The sequence below is a fragment of the Saccharothrix luteola genome (assembly GCF_020859565.1).
Classification (GTDB): domain Bacteria; phylum Actinomycetota; class Actinomycetes; order Mycobacteriales; family Pseudonocardiaceae; genus Actinosynnema; species Actinosynnema luteola.
In genome coordinates, this window is the sequence record NZ_JAJHUO010000039.1 from 14,281 (window position 1) to 39,728 (window position 25,448).

17 protein-coding genes and 1 pseudogene are annotated in these 25,448 nt (G+C 71.2%); 4 read left to right on the plus strand and 14 right to left on the minus strand.

The window, feature by feature from the left end:
* Window positions 1-10: 10 nt before the first annotated feature.
* The 11 genes from LNK82_RS40070 to LNK82_RS40120 all read right to left on the minus strand — a co-directional run bounded on the left by LNK82_RS40070 (window position 11) and on the right by LNK82_RS40120 (window position 15,524).
* Window positions 11-643 (minus strand): hypothetical protein, encoded by a 633-nt coding sequence (locus LNK82_RS40070; protein WP_230572089.1) that lies wholly within the window; start codon window positions 641-643, stop codon window positions 11-13.
* Window positions 640-1,233, minus strand: a complete 594-nt coding sequence (locus tag LNK82_RS40075; protein ID WP_230572090.1) for a hypothetical protein — start codon at window positions 1,231-1,233, stop codon at window positions 640-642. The genes LNK82_RS40070 and LNK82_RS40075 overlap by 4 nt, the downstream gene beginning before the upstream one ends.
* On the minus strand, window positions 1,230-7,229 hold the full coding sequence (locus LNK82_RS40080) for an eCIS core domain-containing protein (protein WP_230572091.1): 6,000 nt from the start codon (window positions 7,227-7,229) through the stop codon (window positions 1,230-1,232). Before LNK82_RS40080 ends, LNK82_RS40075 begins: the two co-directional genes overlap by 4 nt.
* On the minus strand, window positions 7,226-7,468 hold the full coding sequence (locus LNK82_RS40085; RefSeq protein WP_230572092.1) for a hypothetical protein: 243 nt from the start codon (window positions 7,466-7,468) through the stop codon (window positions 7,226-7,228). The genes LNK82_RS40080 and LNK82_RS40085 overlap by 4 nt, the downstream gene beginning before the upstream one ends.
* Window positions 7,459-9,294 carry an ATP-binding protein gene (locus LNK82_RS47315; protein ID WP_308257470.1) on the minus strand — a complete coding sequence of 612 codons (1,836 nt, stop codon included), beginning with the start codon at window positions 9,292-9,294 and terminating at the stop codon, window positions 7,459-7,461. The genes LNK82_RS40085 and LNK82_RS47315 overlap by 10 nt, the downstream gene beginning before the upstream one ends.
* A 5-nt stretch (window positions 9,295-9,299) precedes the next feature.
* Window positions 9,300-10,511, minus strand: a complete 1,212-nt coding sequence (locus LNK82_RS40095; RefSeq protein WP_230572093.1) for a Pvc16 family protein — start codon at window positions 10,509-10,511, stop codon at window positions 9,300-9,302.
* Window positions 10,508-11,167: a hypothetical protein gene (locus tag LNK82_RS40100; protein WP_230572094.1), complete on the minus strand. Its 660-nt coding sequence runs from the start codon at window positions 11,165-11,167 to the stop codon at window positions 10,508-10,510. Before LNK82_RS40100 ends, LNK82_RS40095 begins: the two co-directional genes overlap by 4 nt.
* Entirely contained in the window at window positions 11,160-11,864 is a 705-nt protein-coding gene (locus tag LNK82_RS40105) for a T4 family baseplate hub assembly chaperone (RefSeq protein WP_230572095.1), read from the minus strand. Before LNK82_RS40105 ends, LNK82_RS40100 begins: the two co-directional genes overlap by 8 nt.
* Before the next feature lie 3 nt (window positions 11,865-11,867).
* A complete protein-coding gene (locus LNK82_RS40110; protein ID WP_230572096.1) occupies window positions 11,868-12,392 on the minus strand; it encodes a phage tail protein in 525 nt (174 codons plus the stop codon).
* Window positions 12,393-12,400: 8 nt separating this feature from the next.
* Window positions 12,401-14,242, minus strand: a complete 1,842-nt coding sequence (locus LNK82_RS40115) for a phage tail sheath C-terminal domain-containing protein (protein WP_230572097.1) — start codon at window positions 14,240-14,242, stop codon at window positions 12,401-12,403.
* A gap of 535 nt (window positions 14,243-14,777) precedes the next feature.
* A complete protein-coding gene (locus LNK82_RS40120) occupies window positions 14,778-15,524 on the minus strand; it encodes an integrase core domain-containing protein (protein ID WP_230572098.1) in 747 nt (248 codons plus the stop codon).
* A 639-nt stretch (window positions 15,525-16,163) separates the two neighbouring features.
* Between LNK82_RS40120 and LNK82_RS40125 the strand changes: the two genes are divergently transcribed.
* The gene (locus LNK82_RS40125) at window positions 16,164-16,847 is read left to right on the plus strand and encodes an integrase core domain-containing protein (protein WP_230572099.1); all 684 of its coding nucleotides are present in this window, start codon (window positions 16,164-16,166) and stop codon (window positions 16,845-16,847) included.
* 571 nt (window positions 16,848-17,418) lie between these two features.
* Window positions 17,419-20,826, plus strand: a complete 3,408-nt coding sequence (locus LNK82_RS40130; protein ID WP_230572100.1) for a hypothetical protein — start codon at window positions 17,419-17,421, stop codon at window positions 20,824-20,826.
* Window positions 20,827-20,840: 14 nt separating this feature from the next.
* Here the strand turns inward: LNK82_RS40130 and LNK82_RS40135 are convergent, their stop codons facing one another.
* Window positions 20,841-21,035, minus strand: coding sequence for a hypothetical protein (locus LNK82_RS40135; RefSeq protein WP_230572101.1), 195 nt, complete (start codon window positions 21,033-21,035; stop codon window positions 20,841-20,843).
* Between the two features lie 7 nt (window positions 21,036-21,042).
* Between LNK82_RS40135 and LNK82_RS40140 the strand changes: the two genes are divergently transcribed.
* Complete coding sequence (locus tag LNK82_RS40140) at window positions 21,043-21,483, plus strand: hypothetical protein (protein ID WP_230572102.1); 441 nt, start codon at window positions 21,043-21,045, stop codon at window positions 21,481-21,483.
* Window positions 21,484-21,675: 192 nt separating this feature from the next.
* Here LNK82_RS40140 and LNK82_RS40145 read toward each other — a convergent pair whose 3' ends face one another.
* On the minus strand, window positions 21,676-23,769 hold the full coding sequence (locus LNK82_RS40145; protein ID WP_230572103.1) for a hypothetical protein: 2,094 nt from the start codon (window positions 23,767-23,769) through the stop codon (window positions 21,676-21,678).
* 230 nt (window positions 23,770-23,999) lie between these two features.
* Between LNK82_RS40145 and LNK82_RS48510 the strand changes: the two are divergent.
* Window positions 24,000-24,209 (plus strand): annotated as a pseudogene (locus LNK82_RS48510) (helix-turn-helix domain-containing protein); the annotation flags it as partial.
* A 251-nt stretch (window positions 24,210-24,460) separates the two neighbouring features.
* On the opposite strand, the gene LNK82_RS40150 reads toward LNK82_RS48510, so the two are convergent.
* A complete protein-coding gene (locus LNK82_RS40150; protein ID WP_230572104.1) occupies window positions 24,461-25,366 on the minus strand; it encodes a hypothetical protein in 906 nt (301 codons plus the stop codon).
* Window positions 25,367-25,448: the final 82 nt, after the last annotated feature.

Consider the following 25,448-nt stretch of genomic DNA (forward strand, 5'->3'; position numbering starts at 1 on the left):
GTGTGCTCCCTCAGATGTTCCGCAGTCCCAGCGCTTCCAGCCGCCCCGGCGCGGCGGAGCCCGCGAACCGCTCCTTCTGCGACAGGTAGGCCATGTAGAGGTCGGCCCCGCGGTGCCCCGCGGGCAGGTCGTTGACCGAGAGGATGCGCAGCCCGATGCTGACCGTGGCCCGGTACGGGTTCAGCTCGGCGTCGAAGGCCTCCTCGGTGATTGCCAGCTCGGTCAGCCGCACCGGCATGACCCGCTTGGCACCCCAGACGAACAGCGTCAGCGGGGTCTCGACGGGGGTGATCTCCAACGTGCCCAGGCTCGCCAGGCGCAGGTTGGTGTTGATCTGGGTGGTGGTGGGGTGGACCAGCATCTCCAGCGTGGCCAACTGCGGGTGGATGCCGAACTCGCTGGGGACGTCGGGCTGGTCGGTGGCGTCTATCTCGGCGGTGAACCGCCAGGTCTCGATGGCCGGGCCCTTGAGCCTGAGCGCTTCGGTGCGGTCGCCCTGCTCGGCCCCGGACGCCTGGGGGGCGAGGCTGCGTTCCAGGGTGTCGGGGTTGAACTGCATGACGATGACCCGGCGCGTGCCCTGGTCGGGGTCGATCACGATCCCGGCGCGGACCGGCTTGGGGATGTCCAGGTAACGGGTCATGAGCCATCCACCCCCGCGGCGTCGTACGCCTCAAGTGTCAGCGAAGCCCTTTCCCGCAATGTTGGGACGGGGTCGTACGCGGCGATGTCCTCCAAAGTGGGGCGGTATTCGGGCCAAGGTGAGTAGGTGGTGGCCCAGAGGGACATGTCCCTCGTGCGTTCGTCCTGGTGGGTGAGGCCGCGCTGAATGCGCTCGAACGTTCCTTCCTCATAGGTGTACGGAGCCCCCACTCCCAGTTTGAGCAAGGCGAGCCCCAGCCTCACCGGATCTTTGGCGACATCCACCCGGCGCCACAGGTCGAGCAGCCGCCAGGGCTTCAACTCCTCTTCGAGCGTCCCTCCCGTGGAGGTCGTCAGGTTGGGCTGGTCCCCCTTGGCGTAGATGTACGAACTCGATGAGGGCTGGTCTTCCACGTAGTGCACGGTCGTGCCCACCCAGGCTTGCCAGACCACCTCGCGCCTGCTCTCCGAGGCACTCCCGAGTTCCTCGACCAGCGGCCAGCTGTTCTTGTCGGCGAGCTCGGCGACCGCCTCCTCGGCCGGGTGTTGTCGGAGCACCATCCGCGATGTGCGGAATTCCCGGGATGTCATGCCAGGCCATCCATTCTCTGTCGTTCCGCCGTGTACCTCGAATGAATCCCGTATATCCTATGGATGCGCTCCCTGATTTGCCGGTAGATCTGTTTCCTCTTCTCCTCCGCCGTGGCCTGGGAGTCGACGACTATCTCATCGCCGAGACTGCGCACCCAGGCTTCGACCACCACTGCCTCTCGAAGGCGCACTTCACGTGCTCCGGGGGACAGGTCATCCACGTTCCCCCGGTTCATCAGGTGTTGGTGCAGTTCCTGGGAGGCCGCTCTCGCTTGGGGGATGCCCATGGGGTGCATGGCGGCGGCTTGAGCCATCGTGATGTGGCCCCTGGCGGCCATGTCGAGCAACATGCCACCGGTCGCCCGCGTCACCACCGACCGCAGCGTTTCCTGGTGGATCATCAGTGCCGTGACCTCGCGGACGAAGCGGGGATTGGGCCCCCTCACGGGCTCGCCGCGTAGCGTGTCGAACGCGCTGCGGGCGATCGCCTGCTGCTTGAGCACTGAACGGGGACCTCGCCAGGACGCGAACAGGTTGCTCAGCTCCTCGTAGCTCAGCGCCTGGTCCGGAGTGGCCCGGAACTTCTTGTTCGGGTCGATCCACGGTTGCTGCCGCGACTTGGGGATGTTGAAGCGGACGCCGCGGTTGCGGGACGACCTCCCGAACCACTGCTGCCAGATCACATCGACCGAACCGCCCGCCTGCGTATCGGTGTAGCGCTGCAAGTCCTTCTGCCACAACGTGGTCGGTGGCTGGTTGCGGAGGTACTCCTGGACCTCGACTGCGCCTTGGCCGGTGAACTCGTGTGCCACGGTCGGCGTGCCGGCCGCGACAGGCGTGGTCTGCGGCCTGGTGCTGCCCGGTCCCTGCGGGTGCGCCCATTGGGGAGCGCGGCTGAGCTCCGCCGAGACCTTGCGCACGAAGCGCAGCACGTCGTCCACGACGAAGGCGACGCCTTTGAGGAAGACCAGTACCGGGTTGAGCGTGGCGCGCAGGTCGACCCCGCGTTGCCCCAGGCGTTCCAACCTGGTCAACCGGTAGGCGATGCGCATCGCGAACAAGGTGGCCCGCAGCACCTTGCCCCGGACTCCCTTGCTGAGCAGCCAGGAAAGCTTCGGCTTGATGCGCGCGACGATGAGCTGCAGCCGCTTGTTCTTGTCGTCGGGCTTCGGCTTGTTCTTCTCCTTGGCCTTCTTGTCCCGGTTCTTCTTCAGCTTGTCCTTGATGCGGTCCCGGTAGTTCCGGTACTTGTCCCGCAGTTTCTTCGCGGTGTTCCGCAGCGACTTGCCGATCTTGCTGTTGGCGATCTTGCGGCCGACCTTCTTCAGCGTCGTGGCGACCCGCTTAACGCCGTTGGCCACCGCATTGCGCACCGGGTTGACCCGCCGCTTCGGCGAGTCGGCTCCCGGCCTCTCCTGACGGCGAGGGCGATCGGGCCGGTCGGGGCGTTGCGGGCGGCCCGGTCGCTCGGGGCGGCGACCTGGCGTGCCGGGGCGCGTGGGACGGGCGGTGGGCCGTCCAGGGCGAGGGCGGCCGGGGGGACGGCGGAGGGCGGCACCGGCGCGCTGCGCCCCGCGCCGGGCCGCGTTGACCGCGCGGCTGGCGGCCTTCCGAGCGCCCTTCCCGGCCCGCTTCAACCCGGCCATGATCTTCTTGGCCATCCCCTTGAGCGCGCCGCCCACGCCCTTGGCCGCCCCGGCCAGCTTGGCCATCAGGAAGTTGGTGATGAACTCCAGCAGCGCCACCACACCAGCGGCCACCGCGGCGGCGAACAGGCAGGCGGCAGGCCCGGCCTTGACCGCCTTCACGAAGGCGATGAAAGCCCCGATCGCGGCGATGATCTTGCTAATCGTGCCCCAGGCCGCCATCAACCCCTGGACGACGGCGAGGACGGCGCCGGCGGCGGGGACGATCAGGGAGACCAGTCGCTCGATGACGACCGCCACGATCATCATGGGCAGCGCTGCGATGATCGCGTCCCAGACCATCTTGCCGATCTTGGCCATGCTGAAGCAGCCCTTGATCAGCACGTCGATCACGGTCTTGCCGAGCCCGACGATGGCCTGGACCTTCTCGTTGAACCACTGCCGCACGGCCGTCTTGATGGCGTCCCACAGGTGGTTGCGGATGCCCTCGACCGCCGCCGCGCCGAGTCTGCCCAGCCACGTCCCGACGCCCATGGAGGCGATGTCGGCGATGATCGCGGCGAACTCGCCGAGCATCTGGATCGCGGCCTTGGCGAACTCGATCGCGGCGTTGACCGCGCTGCGGACCAGCTCGACCGCGGCCTTGAGGCCTTTCTCCAGCAGGCGCAGCAACCCGGTCAGTGCCTCGGCCAGTTTGTTGAGCAGGAACTCGACGCCCGCCTTCAACGCGTCGGCGAGCTTGTTCACCGCGGCGATGGCCGCGTCGCGGGCGGCTTCGATGCCCTTGCGTATTCGGGCGGCCAGCTCGGGGAAGAACAGGGCCAGGACGTCGCAGAGCTTGAGCAGCACGTCGGCCAGCGCGTTGATCAGGCCGATGATGGCGTTGCGGGCGGCGTCGATCAGGCCGGTGACGATGGTGGCGAAGGTCTTGATGATGCCGTTGACCACCGCGACGGCCGCGTTGAAGATCGCGGTGATCGCGTTGAGCAGTCCCTCGAAGAAGCTCTTGACCTTCGACGCCAGCCAGCCGAAGAAGCCGCCGTCGGACTCCTGCTTCTTGGCTTCCTTCTCCTTGCGCGCCTTCTCCTCGGCCTGCTCGCGCTCGTGCTGGATCTTGTCGTTGTCGGTCTGCTGGCGCTGCTCGACCTCCTTGTCGGTGTTCTCCTTCTCCTTGTGGATGCCGGTCCGCGACGCCTCGTGCTCCTTGGTGGCCTCGCCGTTGCTCTCCTCGATCTTGGCGTCCTGCTCGGCCCGCCACCCCTCGCGCTGGGCCTGCACGTCCGCGGCGACCTTGCCGCGCTCGTCGGCCTGCGCGGCGCTGTTCTCCTGGACCTGCTGCGCCACCTGGGCCTCGTGGTCGGCCTTCGCCTGGGCCTCGCCCTGCTGCTTGGCCTGCCGCTCGGTGCCCATCTGGGACTGGCCCTGCGCCACGCCCGCCTGGATCTCGGCTCCCCGTTCCTGCTGCGCGACAACGGCGACGCCCTCGTCGGCGCCGCCCGCCTGGACCGGGCCACCGCCCCCGCCGCCCTCGGCCGAGGGCACCTGGGCGGTCAGCGTCTCCGGCGGCGCGTTGGGGAAGATCTGGTCCTCGCCCATCGGCTTGGCCGACTCCTCGCGGCCCGCCGTGTGCAGGGTGGTGGAGGCGTCCCGCAGCTCGGCGGTCTGCTCGTCGGTGCGGGCCGGGTCCTGCTCGCCGGTCAGCTCGACCTTGGGCGCGGGGCCGACGGTGGTGTTCAGCGCGGGGTCGGTGGTGGGGACGCTGTTCACCGCGTCCTGGACGTCGCGGACCTCCTGCTCGGACATCTCGCCCTGGGCGTTGCCGGTGACGTTCGGGCGCGGGGTCTGCTGCGCCTGGTTCTCGCCCTCGACGCGCTTGGCCTCGGCCTGGCGCTTCTCCTCCGCGGCCTGGGTCTCCTTGGCCTTGGTCAGCTCGACCTGCACCGGCTCACCGGGCGGCGCTGCCTCAGGCGGTCCGGTCAGGACCTGCGGCGCGCCGGACGGGCGGGTGGTCGTCGGGGGAGCGGCCTGCAACGCCTGCTGCTCCTTGGCGACGTCGTTGGACGCCGCCGCGTCCACCTGGGACAGCGAGGTCTGCATCTTGTCCGGCGGCAGCGTCGCCACCGTGCTCAGCGCCGCCTCCGGCGGCTGGCTGGACACGTCCGGCGGGGGTGCCTGCTGCTGCTCGGCGGGCGCGGGAGCCACTGCTCCGCCGCCACCGCCACCACCACCGCAGCCACCGCCACCGCCCGCGGCCTCGGGCTCGGCCGGGGCGGGACCACCGTCGCAGCCGCCACCGCCGCGTTCCAGCGACGCCTCGGGAGCCGGGCCGGGCCCCAGCTCGCCGTCCGCAACGCCGGACGCGGCGCCCGGAGCGTCGACCGCGCCACCACCGGCGCCCGCACCGCCACCGAGGTCCGCGCCACCGCCGGGACCTGCGCCGCCCGCCAGGTCCGGACCCGCGCCCGGACCGACCGCACCGGCAGGATCGGGGCCGGCCTCGGGACCGCCCCCGAACGCCGTGGGCGCGGTGGGCGCGGACAAGGCCGCCGCACCGGCGGGCTCGGTGGCCTCGGCGCGGCCGTCGTCCGCGCCCACCGGACCGGGCGGTTCGGGTGCGGCGGCGGGCGGCTCGGCGGTCGGTTCCGGGCCGACCTCGGCGTCCAGCGGCTGCTCGGCGGGGGCCTCGTCCTCCTCCTCGCGCTCGGCGGCGGGCGAGGGTTCCGGCGCTGGTTCGGGCGAGGGCTCGGGCGCTTCGGCCCGCTCCGGCGGTTCCTGCTCCTCGGCCTGCTCGGCCTTGGTGGGCGGCGGGCTGGGGAAGCTGGGCGCGTCCTGCTGAGGCGGTGACGATCCGCTGGCGGGCAGCGTGATCCGGTCGGCGGTGGGGACGTTGGAAACGTCGAGGTCGGTGGCGGGCAGGTGGTCCTCGGGCTTGAGCTCCGGCTGCTCGGGCCGCTCCTCGTCCTCGGCCTTGGGCTCCTCGGGCTCGGGGACCGGCACTTCCTCGTCGGCCGCGGACTCCAGGCCGATCGGCTTCTCCTGCTCCTCGACCCGCTCGTCGGTCTCCGGGCGCTCCAGCAGGCCGTGCTGGACCAGCGGGCTGTCCGGGGCCTGCGCGGCGGCCTCCACCCGCTCGGGGGCGACCTGGCCCTCCTGCTGCGCCATCGGCGCGACCTCGGGCGCGGGTGTGGCACCGGCCGGAGGTCCCTGCCCCGGTGGTGGCTGCGCGCCCGGCGCGCCGGGCTGCTGCGCGGCGGGGATCTCCTCGGCGGGCGCGCCCTCCGCCGGGGCCTCCTCATCGGCGGGCTTGTCCTGCTCGCCCTTCTTCTCCTCCTCTTTCTCCTTTTCCTTCTCCTCTTCGCTCTTCTCCTCGTCCTCTTCCTCCGGCTGGGGCTCTTCCTCGGGGGCAGGCTCCTCCGGTTGGGGTTCTTCGGGAGAGGGCTCTTCCGGCTGCGGCTCTTCCGGCTGGGGTTCCTCCGGCTGGGGTTCCTCGGGCTGCGGCTCTTCGGGCGCGGGTTCCCCAGGGGAAGGCTCTTCGGGGCGGGGTTCCCCGGTGGCGGGCTCATCGGGCACCGGCTCGGGCACGTTCGGCGTCTCCACCGGGCCGGGCGTGCTCTCCGCCTCCCGCACGTACTCCAGCACCCGCGCGTACTCCGCCGAGGACAGCCGCCGCTCCAACCGGATCAGCACGTCCTCGCGCAACTCCGGGGTGAACCGCGCCAACTGCGCCCGCACCCGCCGCGACGAGTCGGTGGGGTCGCCGCGCAGGCTGCGCAGCACGCCCGCCACCAGCCGGTCCACCAGCGTCGCCGGGTCCAGCCGCTCGGTGCGCAGCCGGTCGGCGTTGACCGTGGCGTAGCGCAGCCACGCCGCCCCCTGCGCCACCTGGGCAACCGGCTCCTCGACCCGGTCCGACCGCGCGACCCGCTCGGCCTCCTGCTCCACCGGCTCGCCCGGCATGGACACCGAACCGGTGTCGCGGCCCTGCACCAGCGCGCCCAACGGGTGCGGCACCTGCGCGGTGTGCAGCAGTTCGTGCACCAGCAGCCGCTCGCCGGCGGGGGTCTCGGGGCGGAACATGCCGTGCCCGAAGAAGATGTCCTGCCCGACGGTCACCGCGTCCGCGCCCAGCAGCTCGGTCAGCTCGGCCGCCTCGCGGTCGTGGTGCACGCGCACCGCGGCGAAGTCGTGGCCCAGCCTGGACTCCAGTTCCCGGCGCAGCCCGAGGTCGATCGGGTGGCCCGGCGCGGCCAGCACCTCCCGCAGCTCGCGCGGCTTGCGGGTGAACGCCGACGCGCCCTCCTTCTTGGGCTTGCCCGGCTCACCCGCCGGGCGCGCCACCGCCCGCGTCACGGCGCACCCCTGCGAAGTCCGCTGTGGACCGAACGGGCCAGCGCCACGCCCAGCAGGCGCGCGGAGGAGGTCCGGGGCACCACGGGCAGCCCGGCCACGACCTCGCGATCCACCGGCACCACCGGGGCGCGCCGCAGCAGCCGGGTCAGCTCCCTCTGGAACGACTCCACCAGCAGGTCCGCGTCCAGCCGGTCGAACCCGGTCAGCACGAGCTCGTCGATGCGCACCCTCACACCCACCCGGCCACCTCCGCGGAGGTCAGCGAGCGGTCCAGTTTCAGGTACTCGGTGCGGGCCGCGGCCAGCACGTGCCGCATCCCCAGCGGCACGGCCTGCTCGGCAGCCAGGAACGCCGCGGACAGCGCGATGTTGCGGATGCTGCCGCCCGCCACGGTCAGCTGCGCGAGCTTGCCCGCGTCCACGCCCTCGATGGGGGTGTCGGCCGGGATGACCCGCCGCCAGATCTCCGCGCGCTCCACCGGGCCGGGGAAGGGGAAGTCCACCACGAACCGGATGCGCCGCAGGAACGCGGTGTCCAGCGCCTTCTTCATGTTGGTGGTCAGGATCGCCAGGCCCCGGTAGGACTCCATGCGCATCAGCAGGTAGCTGACCTCGATGTTGGCATAGCGGTCGTGGCTGTCCTTGATCTCGCTGCGCTTGCCGAACAGCGCGTCGGCCTCGTCGAACAGCAGCAGCGCGCCGCCACCCTCGGCCGCGTCGAACACCCGGCGCAGGTTCTTCTCGGTCTCCCCGATGTACTTGCTGATCACCTGGGACAGGTCGATGACGAACAGGTCCAGCCCCAGCTCGCCCGCCAGCACTTCGGCGGCCAACGTCTTGCCGGTGCCGCTGCCGCCCGCGAACAGCGCGGTGACGCCCAGCCCTCGCCGCAGCACGTTCTCGAAGCCCCACTCCTGGTAGACCTTGGAGCGCTGGCGCACGTGCGCGACGACCTCGCGCAGCACCAGGCGCTGCGCGTCGGGCAGCACCAGGTCCGCGGTCACCGCGCGCGGCTCGACCCGCTGCCCCAGCTCGTCCAGCGCCATCCGGGCCTGCTCCAGCCCGGCCCGCCAGGCCAGCTCCGCCGGGTCTCCCGAGGAACGCCCCACCGCCGCCCCGGCCGCCCGGATGACGTGCGACGCCAACGAGAACTGCGCCACGATGTCCCGTAGCCGCCGCTCGGGCACCGAGGAGCCGCTGCCGTTGAGCGCGGACCGCCACAGCGCGCGCTGCTCGTCCTGGGTCGGCCGGGTCACCGGCACCCGCGGCCAGGTGCGCCGCCCGGACGGAACCGGGTCCAGCGCGGAGACCACCACCGGCACCGCCAGGCCGTCGATGAACGAGCGCACCGCGGCGTGCTGCGGCCCGGACACCTCGACCAGCAGCGCGGAGGGCAGCAGGAGGGCCTCGCGCTCCCACAGCCGCGACAGCGCCTCGCGCTCGGCCGCGCCGGTGGGCACGTCCTCGGAGAACATCGCGTGCAGCGCCACCCCGGCGTGCCGGGCGGCCGACGCGGCGACCTCCCAGCGGGTCTGCTGGTCGGCGCCGACCAGGTGCACCCGGGGGCTGTCGGACCACCGCGCGGCCAGCGACTCGGCCACCCGCCGGTGCGACTCGGGCAGGTCGCGCGGCACGTCGACGCGGGTCAGCGTGCCGTGCAGGCGGCTGTCCACGTAGGGCACGCCGACCAGAAAGTGCAGCACCCGCTCGTCCAGGTGCAGCCGGGCGGCGGTGAGCACCGGCTCGGGGTCCACCTCGACCAGCCGCCACCGGCGCAGCGGGGCGACCGGCGTGGCCGCGCTCCAGTGCGCTCCGTCGAACGCGCCGAAGGCGTGCGCGAAGGTCGGCACGGGCGCCTGCGGGCGCAGCTCTGCGGCGGCGGCCAGCAGCAGCACCTTGCGCTCGAACGGGCTCAGCCCGAAGCACGAGCACACCGCGTCCAGGGCGCTGAGCCCGTCACCGGGAGGTTCCTCGCGGCCGGCGAGGACGGCGTCGACGGCGGTCAGCAGCGCGCGCCGGTGCCGGTCGCCGTCCCCCTCGAACCCCTCGAACCCCTCGTCTCCCACCGCGCTCACCCCGCGATGTCGACGGTCGGCCCGGTGAACGCGCCGTCGGCGAACGTCAACGGGCTCTCCGCGCCGTCGACCTGCACCCGCACCAGGTACGTGCCCCCGTCCACGTCGCGGATCGGCACAACCTGGGCGGTGCCCGGCGGCAGCGGGAACGGCGCGGTGAACTGGTGGCCGCGCGCCTGCCCCACCGGCGTCCGCTCGTCCAGCAGCAGCGTCACCCGCTGGTCGGGCCGCACCGGGATGTCCAGCTCCACCCGCAGCGCGCCCTGGCCCTCCGGTGTGGCCTGGAGCACCTTCGGTCGACGCACGTAGGGCGCGGCGTTGGACTCCAACCAGGGCCGCGCGGAGTCGCCGATCGGCACGTCGTAGCGCAGTTGCACCGGGTGCACGCCCGCGGGCAGGTCCGCGGGCTGGGCCAGCACGACCACGTCCTCCCGCGACCGCACCACTTCCGCCTCGACGCCGCCGACCAGTGCGCTCACTCCGGGGCGGCCCAGGTTCGCGCCGCGCAGCACCAAGCGCCGCTCGGCGGTGATCGGGCCGTCGTCGGGCGGGGTACCCTCGGGCGCGTCGAGGGCCAGCGACAGCACCTCGTCGATGACCGGCCGGGAGAACGCGGTGACCGCGATCTGCCGGCGCAGCACAGGTTTACCGGACGTGGGCGGGGACTGCCCTTCCAGCAGCACCGCGGTCGCCTGGTAGGGCACCGACAGCGCGTAGGGCGTCTGCAGCATCGTCGACCACAACTTGGACAGGTCGTCGAGGTCCATCTGGGTCGGGGTGAAGCGCACCAGCTGCGGCGAGGCGGCCAGGTCTGAACCCAGCAGCGGCGGGCTGCTCACCGCGTCCTGGATGTCCGAGCGGGCCAGGATCGGCTGCTCGTGCAGCGCGGCCACCACCGCGCCCAGCAGCCGCTGCGGCACGAAGTCCGACTCGTCGCCGTAGAAGCTGATCAGGTAGTGCAGGTCGATCGCGGCCTGCGGTCGCTTGAGCACCGTGCCGTCGCCCGCGCGAGTCACGGTGTCCCGGTTGCGCAGCGCGGCGTTGGGCACCACCTGGTACAGGAAGACGGTCACCAACGCGTCGGAGGTCGGGTCGGCGGGCGGCTTGGCGGCGGCCACCGTCGCGCCGACCTCCACCGCGGCCACGGCGCGGGCCAGAAAGGTCTGCAGCGCCCTGGTGGCGGTGGCCACGGCGAGGAAGTTGCTCATCGGCGGTCGTCCTCACGGGCGAGGTAACGCTCCAGGCTCAGCACCGGCTCGGCCCGCCGTACCCGCGGGCGAGGTGGCCGCCCGCGTTCCGGCTCCGCCGCGGTGACCTCGACCCGGCCGATGGACACCTGCACCAGCGGCTGCGGTGGCGGTGCGGCCACCGGCGCGAGCGCGGGTGCGGGGGCCCGCCGGGGTTCGACCACCGGTGGCGGGACGACCACGGTGGTGTGCCGAGGGCGCAGCTCGGCGACCGGGGCGGCGGGCCGCCCGGTCACCTCCAGGGTCGTGGAGCGGTGCTCAACCAAAGGTTCCCGGACCACTTCGTGCCGCGTGCGCTCGGTGCTGATCACGGTTTCGATCACCCTCACCGGCACGGGGCCCGGTGCGGGCGGCCCGACCTCCGGCGGCGCTTGCGCTGCCGGGGGAGCGGGAACCCCCGGTGTGCCACCGGCCGGGCCGCGCGGCCCCTCCGGACCCCGCGGCCCCGTCGCGGGCCGCACGACCGGTGCGGGCGCGGTGGGCCAGACCTCCACCTCGGCCTCCGGTTCGGCGTCGAACCGCTCGTAGAGCCGAGGCAGCCGCGGCCGGACCACCTGGTCGGCCGCGGGCAGGCCCGGTACGCTGCGCGCGAGCAGCCGGTCGAAGTGGTCAGCCATGGCCCACCAGCTCCAGGTAGTGCCGCCGCCGGGTCGGGCTCAGCGCCAGCACCTCCGGCTCGGTCCAACCGTAGGCCGTGGCCAGCGCGTGCACCTCCAGCAGCAACGCCCGCGCCCAGGCGTCGAGCTCGGCCCACAGGTGGGAGACGACGTCGATGGTCGCGGTGTTGCGCCGCCCGCACTCCACGCAGGGCATCGCCACCCGCACGTCCGCCGCCGGGTCGGCCTCGGCCGCGGCGGCGGCCAGCAGCCCCACCACCTCGGCGGGCGGTTCGGCCCGCACCGGTCGCCCGGCGCGCTGCACGGCGAGTGCGCACCGGGCCAGCAGCACCGCCCTGGCCGCCGGGGGATCGGCCGCCGCGGCGAGCAGGTCGGCCGAGGTGGGCAGGCGCATCCGCACCCGCCACCCGCCAGACTCGACCTCCACCACGTCCTCGGCGGGCGCCGGGACGCGCAGCACGTTGGCCACGTCGAAGTCGAACTCCTGCTCGGTGCCGCACCCAGGGCAGGCCAGCAGCCCGGTCAGCCGCTCGCCGAACAGCGCGCGGCGCAGCCCGAACAGCAGCCGGTCGCGCGCGCCGACCGGGAGCTCCGCCGAGCGCTCGCCCGCCAGCGCCTGCAGCAGCAGCGCCCGGCGCACCGGTCCGGCCGCCAGGCCCGCCTCCCACGTCGCGAGCAGCTCCGCCGGCGCGCGCACGGGTCAGGCCGGGAACTGGATGGACGGCTCTTCCGGCTCGGCGACCTCGTAGTCCCGGTCCCAGCCCTCGTGCTCCAGCTTCAGGCTCTGGATGGCCACGGCGTTGGCGTTGGCGTCCAGCTCGCCGACGACCTGGTACTCGGCGACCCAGGCTCGGTAGACCTTGTAGGCCACGGCCACCTGTCCGGCCTCGTTGAGCACCTGGATCACGATGTCCTTGCGGAAGTCCCGAAGCGACGACTCCGACCCCCGGCCCTGCCCGACCATCCAGACCTTGTTGGCCCAGCGGTCGAACTCCACGTCGTGGGTGATCCCGCGCTCCAGCGTGATGGCCTCGAACTCGGTGCGCCCGGCGGATTTTCGCGGTGAGCTGGCATCACCGCCGCTCCGGTGCTTGACCACCTCGGTGGTGCGCTTGAGCGGGCTGATCTTCGACACGCCCGCCACCGCGCGGCCGTCCCACAGCACGAGGAACTTGAAATTCTTGTACGGGTCGAACCGCTGCGGATTGACGATGAACTCGGCCATGCGAACCCTCACACCTCGATCTGCCCGGCCAGCTGCTCGATCTGGATGATCACGAACTCGGCGGGCTTCAGCGGAGCGAAACCGACAAGAATGTTCACGATTCCGGAGTTGATGTCGTTCTGCGTGGTGGTGTCCTTGTCGCACTTGACGAAGTACGCCTCGCGCGAGGATGTGCCCTGGAACGCGCCGCGCTCGAACAGCGAGTTCATGAACGCGCCCACGTTGAGCCGGATCTGCGCCCACAGCGGCTCGTCGTTGGGCTCGAACACCACCCACTTCGTGCCGCGGTAAAGGCTCTCCTCGATCATCAGCGCCAGCCTGCGCACCGGCACGTACTTCCACTGCGAGGGGGGCGAGTCCGCGCCATCGAGGGTGCGCGCGCCCCAGACCACCGGCCCGATCACCGGGAAGGACCGCAGGCAGTTCACCCCGAGCGGATTGACCAGGCCGTTCTCCGGGTCGTTGAGCGGCACGGTCAGCGCGCGGGCGCCCGCCAGCCGCGCCTCGGTGCCCGCGGGGGCCTTCCAGACCCCGCGCTCGCTGTCGGTGCGGGCCATGATCCCGGCGACCGTGCCGCACGGCGGGAAGGCCCGCAGCCTCCCGGTCAGCGGGTCGGTCTGCTCCAGGTGCGGGAAGTACAGCGCCGCGTGGTCGCTGCGCACCGGGTCCAGCTCGGTCAGCCCGGCGCGGGCCCGGTCCAGCGTCGTCCACGTCGCGGGGCTGTCCACCAGCAGGAACATCCGCTTGTCCGCGCACAGCCGCTCGGCCGCGGCGAGCACCTGGACCTGTTGGTCGATCGAGTCGAACCCGCACACCTCGGGCAGGCACAGCAGGTTGACGTCCTCCACGTCGCGCAGCGCGTGGATGCCGGTCTTGTCCAGTTCCGAGCCGATGATGTCGTTGGGGCCGGGCAGGTCGCCGTCGGTGCCCTGCTGCGTGGCGCCGACGGCGTAGGCGGTGGTGTTGGGGGAGGCGTTGAGGTTCAGCGCGGTGGCCACTTCGCCGCTGAACTCCAGCACGGTGGTCGGGTCGTCGGAACCGGAGACGACCTGCAGCCGGTTGCCCATGGGCGTCACCCGCGCCGCGCCGAAGGTCCTGGACCGAGGCTTGTCGGGGATCGCGCGCAGCGCCTTCTCCAGCGCCAGTCCCAACTCCACCACGTTGGCGGGCTGGCCCGCGATGCGGGTCTTGTAGGTCTCGGTGCCGCCCTGGACCTTGACCTCCAGGTCCTTGTCCGGGATGGCCGGGACGTCCGTGCCGAACGGGCCGGAGACGGTGCCGTTCGGGTCGGGCCGCAGCACCGGGCCGTCCCCGCCGGGCGAGGAGATCTCGATCAGCGCGGAACCGGAGTTGACCACGTCCACGACGTAGCGCGGGTGGTCGGGGTCGGGGGAGAGGTCGTTGAAGGTCTCGTTGCCCACTCGCAGGGTGAACGTGTCGTTGGGCGTCGGAGTGGCGTAGTCGACCGAGATCCGCAGGGCGTTGCCCCAGGCTCCCGGCTCCTTCGCCGCGACGACCAGCGCGTCCCCGGGGGACTGGGACGGGTCGGAGCTGTTCTTGAGCGTGGAGCTGGCCGTCGCCGAGCCGGAGGCCACCCGGACCACCACGCCGATCGACCCGCCGTTGAGGAAGAACTGCTGTACGGCGTAGCTGACCGGGCTCTTGGCGGCTAGGCCGCCGAACCGCCGCTCGAAATCGGCGAAACCGGTGATCGTGACCGGCTGGTCCACCGGCCCCTTGGCGGTGTACCCGACGAATGCGGTCACCGAAGTGGACACCGCGGTGATCGTGCGAACCCGACTGGGCAATTCTTCGATGTAGACACCGGGATAGGTCGGTGTGACAGGCATGTGCGCTCCACGATCCTCGGCACGCTAGTGGTGAGAGGCGTGGGCGGGCGACACCCAGCTCCCCCCGTTCCCCAGCGCTCACGCGCCATCGGATAGGATCGATACTTGCCCCGTCCGCCGTTCGCGTCAAGAGATTACGCCGTGTACCGCTATTAAGTACCCCATATGGCTGATGATCGACAAGTGGCTTGCCTCGACCCGGAGTTGATCCGGGCAATGGGGCCGTTTGTCCGGCTTCTGCCGTGTAGTCGTTGAATTCGCTGGTCGAATGGCCCGACGAGGTGTCGAGCCGGTCCCACTGCCCTGGGGGACGGGTGCGAGTGCGGGGTCGGCTGCCCTCGCGAATACCTCGGAGGACATGCCGGCGCGGGCGTGAGTGGGTGGACCGCCGATGCGATCGACGCCCGAACGAGGCGAGGCGCATCGATCTGCTCCTCGGTACCGTCGCTGTGACCGCGCCGCGCAAGGCCTCGGCCGAACCCGCCGTGGCGAGAGCTCCCGGCGCTGTGCCTGCCGATAATGCTGTCCATGCAGGTCAGGCGGCGTGGTGGTACTCGTTGAGGATGCCGCCCAGTCGCTGTCGTCGGCGGATGTCGAGTCGGGTGACGGCTGCTTGATCGGTGGTCGCTTGTGGTAGCGGCTGTAGCGGTCGTGCGTTGTCGATGCCCTGGTGGGGTCGGTGGGTGTTGTAGAACTTCTCGTACTCGCGCAGGGCGTGGAGCAGGTGCTGTTGGTTCCAGATCAGTGTGCGGTCGAGGAGTTCCCGTCGACAGGTCTGGATCCAGCGCTCCGTGATCGCGTTCATCCGCGGGATTCGGACGCCACTGAGAACGACCTGGATGCCTGCGTCGGCGAGGACGGCGTCGAACAGGGCCGGGAACTTTCCGTCCCGGTCGCGGATCAGGAACCGCGCGATGCTGCCCGCGTCTTCGAGGTCCATGACGAGGTTTCTGGCGGCTTGGGTGACCCAGGAGGCGGTCGGGTGCGCGGTGGCGCCCAGGACGCGGATCCGCCGGCTGCTGTGTTCGATGACCGCAAGCACGTACAGACGCGTGCCGGTCAGGGTGGAGGTCTCGAAGAAGTCGCAGGCCAGTAGAGCGTCGGTCTGGGAGCGGAGGAAGGTCGACCAGGTGGTGGAGGTGCGCTGGGGTGCCGGATCGATCCCTGCGTCCTTGAGGATCTGCCACACGGTGGAGGCGGCGACCTTGATGCCGAGCACGAGGAGTTCTCCGTGGATGCGGCGATAGCCCCAGGCGGGGTTCTCCCGTGCCAGACGCAGCACCAGGAGCCGGATTGAGCGGACGGTTCGAGGTCGGCCGGGCCGCTTGGGGCGGGACCTGGCGGCGTGGCGGCGGGCGAGGAGGTCCCGGTGCCACCGCAGCACCGTCTCCGGGCGTTGTGCCTGCCGACAACCCCATCCGTGCAGGTCACGGAGATTGCAGAGACAAGTGCGCGGAAGCGGTCGTGCACCCACGCTGCGGTCGATCGACACGGCAGGATGGTCAACCGTGTTCCTCCGACTGGCCTACCTGAACATGATCAACGCGTTCGCGCTACTGCGCCTGCTGCCCATGAGTGATCGTGACAAGGACGTGGAGATCCTGGCGCTGCGCCACCGGATCACCGTCCTGGAACGCCGACGGGGCAAGGCCCGCCCGCGGTTCTCTCCCGGCGACCGGGCATTCCTCGCGGCACTGCTGCACCGACTCCCGGTGGAAACGCTTCGTCGGTTCGGACTGTTGGTACGTCCGGAGACGGTGCTGTGGTGGCACCGGGATTTGCTCGCACGACGCCACGCGGCCCAGTCCCGTCCCAGGCGTCCGGGCCGACCACGGACCGTGCGCTCGATCCGTCTCCTGGTGCTGCGCCTGGCGCGGGAGAACCCCGCCTGGGGCTACCGCGTATCCACGGAGAACTGCTCGTGCTCGGCATCAAGGTCGCCGCGTCCACCGTGTGGCAGATCCTCAAGGACGCCGGGATCGATCCGGCGGCTCAGCGCACCTCGACGTCCTGGTCGAACTTCCTCCGCTCCCAGGCCGGCACACTGCCGGCCTGCGACTTCTTCGAGACCTCCACCTTGGGCGGCACCCGACTCTACGTATTCGCGGTCATCGAACACGCCAGCCGCCGGATCAGGATTCCGGGAGCCACCGCGCACCCGACCGCCTCCTGGGTCGCCCAGGCCGCGAAGAACCTAGCCATGGACCTCGAAGACGCAGACAGCTCCGCACGGTTTCTGATTCGCGACCGGGATGGGAAGTACCCCGCCCTGTTCGACACCATCCTCGCCGACGCGGGCATCCGGGCCGTCCTCACCGGTGTCCGGATCCCGCGAATGAACGCGATCATGGAACGTTGGATCCAGAGCTGCCGCCGCGAACTCCTCGACCGCACACTCATATGGAACCAGCAGCACCTACTCCACGCCCTACCCGAGTACGAGCAGTTCTACAACTCCCACCGACCCCACCAAGGCATCGCCAACGCCCGACCACTACGCGCGCTGCCACAACCCGCCGCCGATCAAACAGGGGTCGCCCAACTCGACATCCGCCGACGCCAACGACTGGGTGGCATCCTCAGCGAGTACCACCACGCCGCCTGACCTGTACGGACGGCATTTTCGGCAAGCTCCAGCTCGTCGCGAGGGTCGATCCGTGGACCGTCCGCCGGGCTACTGAGATGAGTGATCGTCCAGTAACCCGACTCCGAACAACCAGGTGAGGATCACACCGGGGCTCCGCCATGCTTACCGCCCTCGACCGCGTGGGTGCCGACCTGACCGTGGTCGAGGCGTCCATGCTGTGGCGGCTGGTCAACGGTCGCGGCGGCGTCTGGACCTAACCGGCCACCCGCGTCGCCGACGTCATCAACGCCGTCCGCCGCGTCGAGGAACGCCGCATCGCCGCGTGCACGCTCCCGGCCGTCGGCCTCCTCGCCCCCGTCCGTTGCTGACGGGTTCGGTGGGCGACCAGTTCCAGGACGATTGCCCGCAAGAATGCGGAATTCGGCTTCTCGGCCTTTCGCGGTGGTCGACGAGATCTCCGTGCCCTTGAGTGGTGAATAATCGGCGCGTGGGAGCGAGCGGGAATCCGGGCGGGGAAGCGGCTGACGGGTCGGTGACCCAGTCGGCCGACACCGGTCCCGCCGGGCTTGTGATCCAAGCGGGACGCGACGTGAACCTGCGGACCGGTGCGCCGGTGACGACCCGCTACCGCCACCAGGTCAAGCGGATCGTTCCGGCGCGGCTGCTCGACCGGGACGCGGAGCTCGCCGAGCTGGCGGCGTTCTGCTCGGGTGCGTCGCCGGGCACCTACCAGTGGTGGCGGGCGGAAGCTTGGGCGGGGAAGACGGCGTTGTTGTCGTGGTTCGTGCTGAACCCGCCGCCGGGGGTGCGGGTGGTGTCGTTCTTCGTCACGGCGCGGCTGGCCGGTCAGGCGAACCGGACGGCGTTCGTGAGCAACGTGCTGGAGCAGCTGCTCACCCTGGTGGGCGAGGAGAAACCGCAGTTCCTGGACCCCGCGACGAGCGAGGCGCACCTGTTGGGTCTGCTGGAGGAGGCGGCGTCGCTGTGCCGGGAGCGCGGTGAACGCCTGGTGCTCGTCGTGGACGGGTTGGACGAGGACCAGAGCGTCACCGCGGGGCCCGACTCGCACAGCATCGCCGGCCTGCTGCCCGCGCACCCCGCCGAAGGGCTGCGGATCGTGGTGGCCGGACGCCCGGACCCGCCGGTCCCCGGTGACGTGCCGGACGAGCACCCCTTGCGCGACGGTGGCGCCGTGCGGCGGTTGGGGTTGTCCGAGCACGCGCGGGCGTTGCGCACCGAGATGGAACGCGACCTGAAGTCGCTGCTGGCCGGTCCCGACCTGGGCCGGACGCTCCTGGGGCTGGTGGTGGCGGCCGGTGGCGGCCTGACCGCCTACGACCTGGCCGAGCTGGCGCACACCGGAGCGTGGCAGGTCCGCGACCACCTCAAGACGGTGTCCGGACGCAGCTTCACCCGCCGTGACAGCGACCTGAACCCCGGTGCCGACCCGGAGATCTACCTGTTGGCGCACGAGGAGCTCCAAGTCACCGCGACCGAGATGCTCGGCCCGGCCGAACTGGCCTCCCACCGCGCCGTGCTGCACGACTGGGCGGCGGACTACCGGCAGCGCGGCTGGCCGGCCGAGACACCGGAGTACCTGCTACGCGGCTACCACACGATGCTGCTCGCCGCCGTGGAGCCGGACCGGGCCGCTGCGCTGTGCGCCGACCGCGCGAGGAACGAGCGGCTGTTCGAGCGGATCGGCGGCGACAGCGACGCCCTGGCCCAGCTCACCACCACGTTGGACGCCCTGGTCGGCGCCGAGGTGCCCGACCTCGTCGCGATCGGCCGCTTGGCCGTGCACCGCGACTTCCTGAGCGACCGCAACACCCACGTCCCACCGGCCGTCGCGGGCGTGTGGGTCCGCTTGGGACAACCTCGCCGAGGCAGCGCTCTGGCCCGCTCGATCCCCGACCTGCACCGGCGGGTCCTGGCGCTGGTCGCGGCCGCCGAAGCCCTCGTGGACCTCGGGCACCGCGACCAAGCCGTGGAGCTGCTGGACGAAGCGGCGGGGACGACCGGTTCGATCATCTACCAAGATGCACGGGATTTGGCGTCTACGGCGGTGGGCGTGGTCTACGCGAAAGCCGGTGAGCACGACCGCGCTGCCGAGGTCGCCCAGTCGACGCGGCACCACGATCACCGCAACGACGTGTGGACCGCAGTGGCGGTCGAGGCGGCCAAGGCCGGGCACCACGATCGCGCCGTAGAGGTCGCCCGGTCGATCCGCGACTCGTTCCGCCGCGGCCCGGCGTTGGGACTGATCGCCGTGGAGCTGGCCGGGAACGGGCACGACGACCAGGCCTCGGGCCTGCTCGCGGAGGCGGAACGCACCGCCCTCGGGATCATCGACCACTACCTGCGCAGCGTGGCTTCGGCACTGGTCGCCGTGTCGTGGTCGGACACCGGCCGACGGGATCGTGCCGAGACCCTGCTGGACGACGCCGTGCGCACCGCACGGTCGATCACCGACGTCCACCGCCGAACCCTGACGTGTGCGCCGATCGCCAAGGCACTGACCAAGTTGGGGCGTCCGGACCAGGCCGTCGACCTGGTCCACGAGATCCCCGACGTCGACCGGTGGAACCCGGTTCTGGTGTCGGTCGCGCAGTTGTTGGCCGCGGCGGGGCGCGAGGCCGAGGCGAGGCGGCTGCTGGACCACATCGAGTGGACCTCCCGCTCGATGGCCAACCCCGAGGAGCGGAGCGCTTCGCTGGTGTCGGTGGCGGGCGCGCTGGCCGAGGCCGGCCACCACGACCGTGCCCGCGACCTGCTGCACGAGGCGTTGCTGACCGCCCGCTCGATCGCCGGGCGCAGGCCGGACGGCCCGACCGCGGCCTCGGCGGCCGTGAAGCTGGCCGAGGCGGGTCACCAGGAGCAGGCCGGGCGGCTGGTTGAACGGGCGCTCGAGTTCGCTCACTCGGACAACCACCTGGAGCCGCTGGTGTCGACGCTGGTGTCGGCCGCAAATGCCTCGGCGCAGGTGGGGCTCCGCGATCAAGCCGTGGACCTCGTCCTGGGCGCGGAGAAGGAGCTCCGGCGGCAGAAAGCACCCTTTGAACTCGCGGGGCGGGCACAAGTGGCGATCGCGATCGGTTGGGCGCAGATCGGGCACTACGACATAGCCGTACAACGGGCCGCCGTGATGCTCGCCGCGTACCGGGAACAGGCGCTGTCCGGAATCGCCTGCGCGCTCGTGGCGAGGGGCGACCACGATCGTGCCGTGGCACTCCTCGTCGCCGAAAGCCGGATCGGCCTCCACGCCGAAGCCCTGGCGGAGGTCGCGGAAGTCATGGCCGCTTCGGGCGACAGCGTCGGCGTCGAGAAGCTGCTCGACCACCTCATGGGGCTCGCCCAGGCCGAAAAACCCGTCCCCGCGGGCCGGATCCTGTTGTGGGTGGCGAGGGTCCTCGTCATGATTGGGAACCGCGGGAAGGCCGAGGACCTGGTTCGCGGGATGTTCGACCGCCTGCACCGGGACGATCTGCGGTTCCTCGATCAGGACATGGCGCTGTTGCTCAGCCGGGTGCTGGCGGACGTCGGGGACCACGAGCGGGCGCTGCGGGTCGCCCGTGAGGTCGCGAACCTCCGAGATCAGGCGAAGGCGCTGGCGACGCTGGCGGAGGCGCTGGCGGTTGCCGGGCAGCACGACCAGGCGATGCGATTGGTCGATGAAGTGCTCGAGATCGGGTTGCTGCCCGACCGAAATGTGCGAGACCTCATCGCGGAACAGCTCGCGACCGCGAGCTTCATGGCCGGTCGTTACGACACGGCAGCGGCAGCGGTCCAGTCGATGATCGGAGCAGACGACCGTTGCCGGGCGCTGATGCGGCTCGCGCACGCACCCGTCGCGCCGGAGCACGCGCCGCAGGCCCCGCGCTTCGCGGCACAGGCGTTGCGGAACGGGCACTGGAGCACGGCACTGGACGACCTCGCCGCCGTCTCGATCCCCACCCTGCTGGCGATGGCGGAGGAGTTCACCGCGTTGGCGGACTGAGGCGACGTCCCCGGTCAGCACCTGCCGGTCGTCACCGCCACCGGTGGTGGGGTGAGGCGTTGGCGGACGACCTCGAACGGTTCCAGGGCGGGGTGGCCGCTCAGCCAGCCGAACCACGCGTCCTTCAGGGCCGGGTGTTCCTGTTGCAGGTAGGGGCGGTCGGCCTGGCTGCGGTGCAGCTCGATGGCGCGCTGCCGCAAGCGGGCCACGTGCTCGGTGACCGGGTGGAAGGCCGTCGGCGTGAACGACTGGCCGCTGCTCGGCTTCCGGTACCAGCACAGGCTCACCCCCGACCGCTACGGCCGCCCCACCATCGCTGCGGGGTCCGGCGTCACCCTGCTCGCCGTCAGCGTCATCGCCGCCACCGCGCCCGGCGACTCCGTCGCCCTGCTCGCCCTCGCCTTGGCGCTGCTCGGCCTGGGCTGGAACTTCGGCCTCGTCTCCGGCACCGCCATCATCACCGATACCGTGCCCCTGGCCACCCGAGCCAAGCCCCAGGGCACGATCGACGTCTCCATCGCCATCGCCGGCGCCACCGGCGGACTCGCATCCGGCCTCGTCGTCGGCACCGCCGGCTACCCGGTCCTCGCCCTGGCCGGCGGCCTGCTCTCTCTGGCTATCCTGCCCGCTTTCGCCGTTGGCGCCCGCAACCGGTGAACCTTAGGTAGCCGCACGTCCGGCACCCGAGGCGTTGCTGTCGATCGCAAGCCCGTACGTGACACGCCGTCCGGCCTTCCGGCCGCACCGACCAGGCGACGATGCCTACGTCCAGAGCAGGTGCTTGCCGGCGTGGACGAGTCCCAGGTGCTGACTCACCTGGAGCCGGGTATGGACCGGTCGCTGTCCATGTCATAGCCCTTCGGCGAGCAATTGCTCGCCGTTTGGAACCTTCCCCTCGTGGGCGAGGGCGACGAGTCGCTGACCGCAGTGCTCGTCGCCCTTTCGTGTCCGGTCGAGCAGTTCGCCGTGCCGGCCGTGTTCGGCGAGCAGTGCCGCCAGCTCCCGGCCGGCGTGGTCGAGGCCGGTGTCGGCCAGCTCGCGCAACGCGTTGAGGTTGCCCGCCAGGGCCAGTCGCTTCGGGATCCACTCCTGTGCCCAGGGCTTGCCCTTTACCAGCATCAGCGCCTCCGACCAGCGGCCCTTATCGGCGAAAAGATTCGCCAACTGCTCCTGTCGTTGGCCCACGCGCCATTCGACAAATTTAGGGAACACGCTGCCCCGCAGGAATCGGATGCCCCCAGCGCGCTCGTCTTTCGACTTCGACAGTGCCTCCGCTGCGGTCGCGCCGGTGACCAGCTTGATCGCCAGCTCGTCCTCGCCCCGGTCGACCAGGGCGGCCAGTAGCCGGTCGGTCGGTGGATGACCGGCCTTCACAAGATCCGACACCACTGCTTCGGCGTCGGCCTGGTCGTCGGTGGCTAGGGTGTGGGCGGCCAAGTTGGCGATGGCTTCGGGAATGTCGGTCGCCGCGAGCTGGCGCAGTCGGTCGACGTTGCCCGCTGCGGCGAACCGCTCCGCCAGCCAGGCGCTGGCCCAGCTGGCCGGCTCGGCGCGCACGATGTCCAGCGCCTCGTCCCACCTCCCGCTGTCGGCCAGTACGTCGGCCAGCCGCTGCCACCGGCCGTTCGACGATTGCCACAACACCCCGCCCGCATCGTGGGGCGAGGCGGCTACGGCCAGCTTGTCGGCCGGTGAGAGGTCCGCCCAGGAGCCGCGGTCCTCCAGCAGATCGAGGAACATCTGGCGGTGCGGGAGCCAGGGGCGTTGCAGTACTTCGGCTGTCTCGTGGGTGCGGATGTGGGGCGGTTCGCGGTCCAGCAGTTCGCGGACCTCGTCAACCCGGCCGTGCGCGATCAGCACGCTCATCATCCGCACCGCCGTCGTGGTGGAGCCAGTGGCGGTGGCCGTGCGGTAGAGCGGGTCGGCGTGGCGGTAGCGCAGGCGGTGGTAGGCGCTGCGGGCCAGTCGGAACCGGTCCTCGGGGTCGTGGGCGTGGGCCATGAGTGCGTCCCAGAGAGAGTCCGGGGTGAGGGCGCGCCTGCGGGTGAACCGGCCGTGCTGGTCCAGGTAGTCGTGCAGGTGGTAGCCGTCGGGTGGTCCCACGCCGCGGTGGAGGCGTTTCGGGATGAGCGCGGCCACGCCGAGCCGGGTGGCCGTGGCGGTCTTCAGGCCGATCTCGAACCATGTCTCCGGCGCGTCCACGCGGTCGTCGTCGGCCAGGTAGTCGGGTGCGGCGGCGGTCAGAAGCGCGGTGGTGAGCAGGGCGTGGTGACCCAGCCGCCGCGCGTCGAGAGCCGCGGTCAGGATGGCGGTCGCGTACCGGTCCTCCGGGGTGTCCGGGTGCTCGTAGCGCTCGACCACGGCCGTACCGCCCGCGATCGCTTGGACGACTTCGCCGTCGTGCGCGGTCGCGAGGGCCTTCGCCAGCCGGGGGTCGGTCGGGGCGGTGGCCATCTGCGCGGTGGTGAACCGCTTGGCGACTCGGATCCGCGTGACGCGGTGGTGCAGCAGGTTGCGTGCCTGGGGCTGGTTCGGGCCGGTCAGGGTCGACCAGTATTGCGGCCACAGGGTGCCCACGACGATGAACGGGCCGGGGAGTTTGAGCAGGGTGCGCAGTGCGGCAGCCGCGCGTTCGCCGTGGGTGTCGAGCAGGTGGTTCTGGGTCTCGTTAAGCCACAACACCGTGCCGGGTTCGACGCCGTTGGCCAGCAAGTGCAGCAGGTCCTCGGCCGTGCGGGGGTAGAGCAGCGGCCAAGTGCCCAGCTCAGCGGCGATCGCCTCATACAACGCGCGGGTCTTGCCCGTGGACGACTCGCCGGTCAGCACCACCATCGCGGTGCGCTTCGCCGTGAGCATCTCGGCGAGCGCCCGGTCGTGCTCGCGCGGTAGGTACGTCGGGAGGTCCGGGAGCCCGGTGCCGCCGACGGTGACAGCCCGGTGCACGTCCAGGTCGAATGGGTGCCACTCACTGATCGGTCGTGCTGGCGAGGGAGCGCCGCGCCGCGCGTGCATGTGCACACCACCGACGATTGACCCGGCCTGGACGACAACGGCCGCTTCGCCGGACATCTCGATACGCACCGGATCGGACACGCGCCCGACGCTACGGAATCTCGCCGCGCTTCACCACGGGCACCGTGGAGGTGCCCGGCGGGCCGTCACCTCGTGTCGACATGTGTGCAACCACGCGGCCTTGCGCGGGCCTGGGGCTCGGCCACCGCGTTCACCGTCTCGGCCTTCTGGAGGCCGGCTTCGCGGTGCCGCGATTGGCGATCGCCGACTCGGCCGACGACCAAGGACGCAACGACTGGCCGTCGATCACCGACCTGTCCCGCAAGACCCGGCTGGACGAACGCACCGTCCAACGCCGCCTCAAACGCCTGCACGACCAGGGCCGCATCGCGATCGAGATCGGCGGCGGACGGCACCGTAACCGCTACGCCATCCTGATGACCCCACCGCCGACCCCGTCCGGCCCAGCACCGCCACAGGATCAGTCCGCTGCACCGGTAGATCGCCGGACCAGCTGTGCTCTCCCGTTGAGGCCGCACCCGAGAATCGGACCGGAGATCCGACCCCGTCGACTCGTGGCCGTCGTCGTCCAGGTTGTGCAGCGCCATGACGGAGCCGGTCGTCAGAATCGCCAGTTCACCTGGATCCGTTCGGCGACCGTTGCTCCGTCGGGGTTGACGACGGCGGACTCCAGCATCACGAGGAAGAGCAGACGTAGGTCGTCGTCGTCCATATCCGGCACCGTCTCGTCGTCGAGCTGTTCGAGGCGCTCGGTGCCGCCGAGTTCCTCGAACTCGTCTGCGAACTCCCCGAGCAGCGCTTCTGGGTCCTGGCTGATCGCCCCAGCGGCGCGTGTGAGGAGTCCGGGGTGGGTGTCGAGGCGTTCGGCGATCAGGGCGAGCACGTACTCGTCCGCGTCGTCGGCGTCGATGTCGTTGCCGTGGTCCATGGCGGCGGGAAGCGCCATGTCGCGGAGGTACGCGACGACGTCTTCGCCGGTTTCCTCGCATCGGGCGACGAGCACCTGGTGCGCCAGTTGTGTGAGCGCGATCAGGTAGGAGGCGGCGGTCGGTCCGGTTCCGAGGTTGGTCGTCAGTACCGGCGCGATGTCGTCGGCGGGTCGTTGCCCGCTGTAGACCTGGGCGTACACCCGGGCGGTCGCGAGAACCCGGTGCCATGGCTCGGGAAGGTCGGCTTCGTCGTCCGCGAGTTCGGCCGCGACATCGTCGAGGACTTCGGCCGGCTGCATGTCGTGGATCTCGGCGATGACCTCGCAACCGGCCACGATGAATCGGGAGTGGAGGACGACGGCGGTCAGAGCCTGGCTCGCCGTGTCGTCCACGGATTCGTCGAGCAGTGCTGGCAGGTCGTCGGGTGTGGAGTGCATCGCCGTCACCAGGGCCACGGCGTGTCGGACGGAGTCCACCGCCATGCCCGCGGCGTTCGGCGCCCGGGTCGCGCCTGCCGCGCGCACGCGCCGTTTGCTCTGTCTGCGGCGGTCCTTCTTCCTGCGGTTGGCTTTGCTCACAATCCCGTCCAGACGTCGGCGCGGTCCGACACCGCTTCGGCTCGAGCGGCGACTCTATCGGCAACGAGGTCCGGACGTCCGC

What these genes read in the sequence shown, in the direction of transcription:
- LNK82_RS40070 (WP_230572089.1), bottom strand. Translation starts at nt 643, where the DNA reads ATGACCCGTTACCTGGACATCCCCAAGCCGGTCCGCGCCGGGATCGTG.
- LNK82_RS40075 (WP_230572090.1), bottom strand. Translation starts at nt 1,233, where the DNA reads ATGACATCCCGGGAATTCCGCACATCGCGGATGGTGCTCCGACAACAC.
- LNK82_RS40095 (WP_230572093.1), bottom strand. Translation starts at nt 10,511, where the DNA reads ATGAGCAACTTCCTCGCCGTGGCCACCGCCACCAGGGCGCTGCAGACC.
- LNK82_RS40100 (WP_230572094.1), bottom strand. Translation starts at nt 11,167, where the DNA reads ATGGCTGACCACTTCGACCGGCTGCTCGCGCGCAGCGTACCGGGCCTG.
- LNK82_RS40110 (WP_230572096.1), bottom strand. Translation starts at nt 12,392, where the DNA reads ATGGCCGAGTTCATCGTCAATCCGCAGCGGTTCGACCCGTACAAGAAT.
- LNK82_RS40115 (WP_230572097.1), bottom strand. Translation starts at nt 14,242, where the DNA reads ATGCCTGTCACACCGACCTATCCCGGTGTCTACATCGAAGAATTGCCC.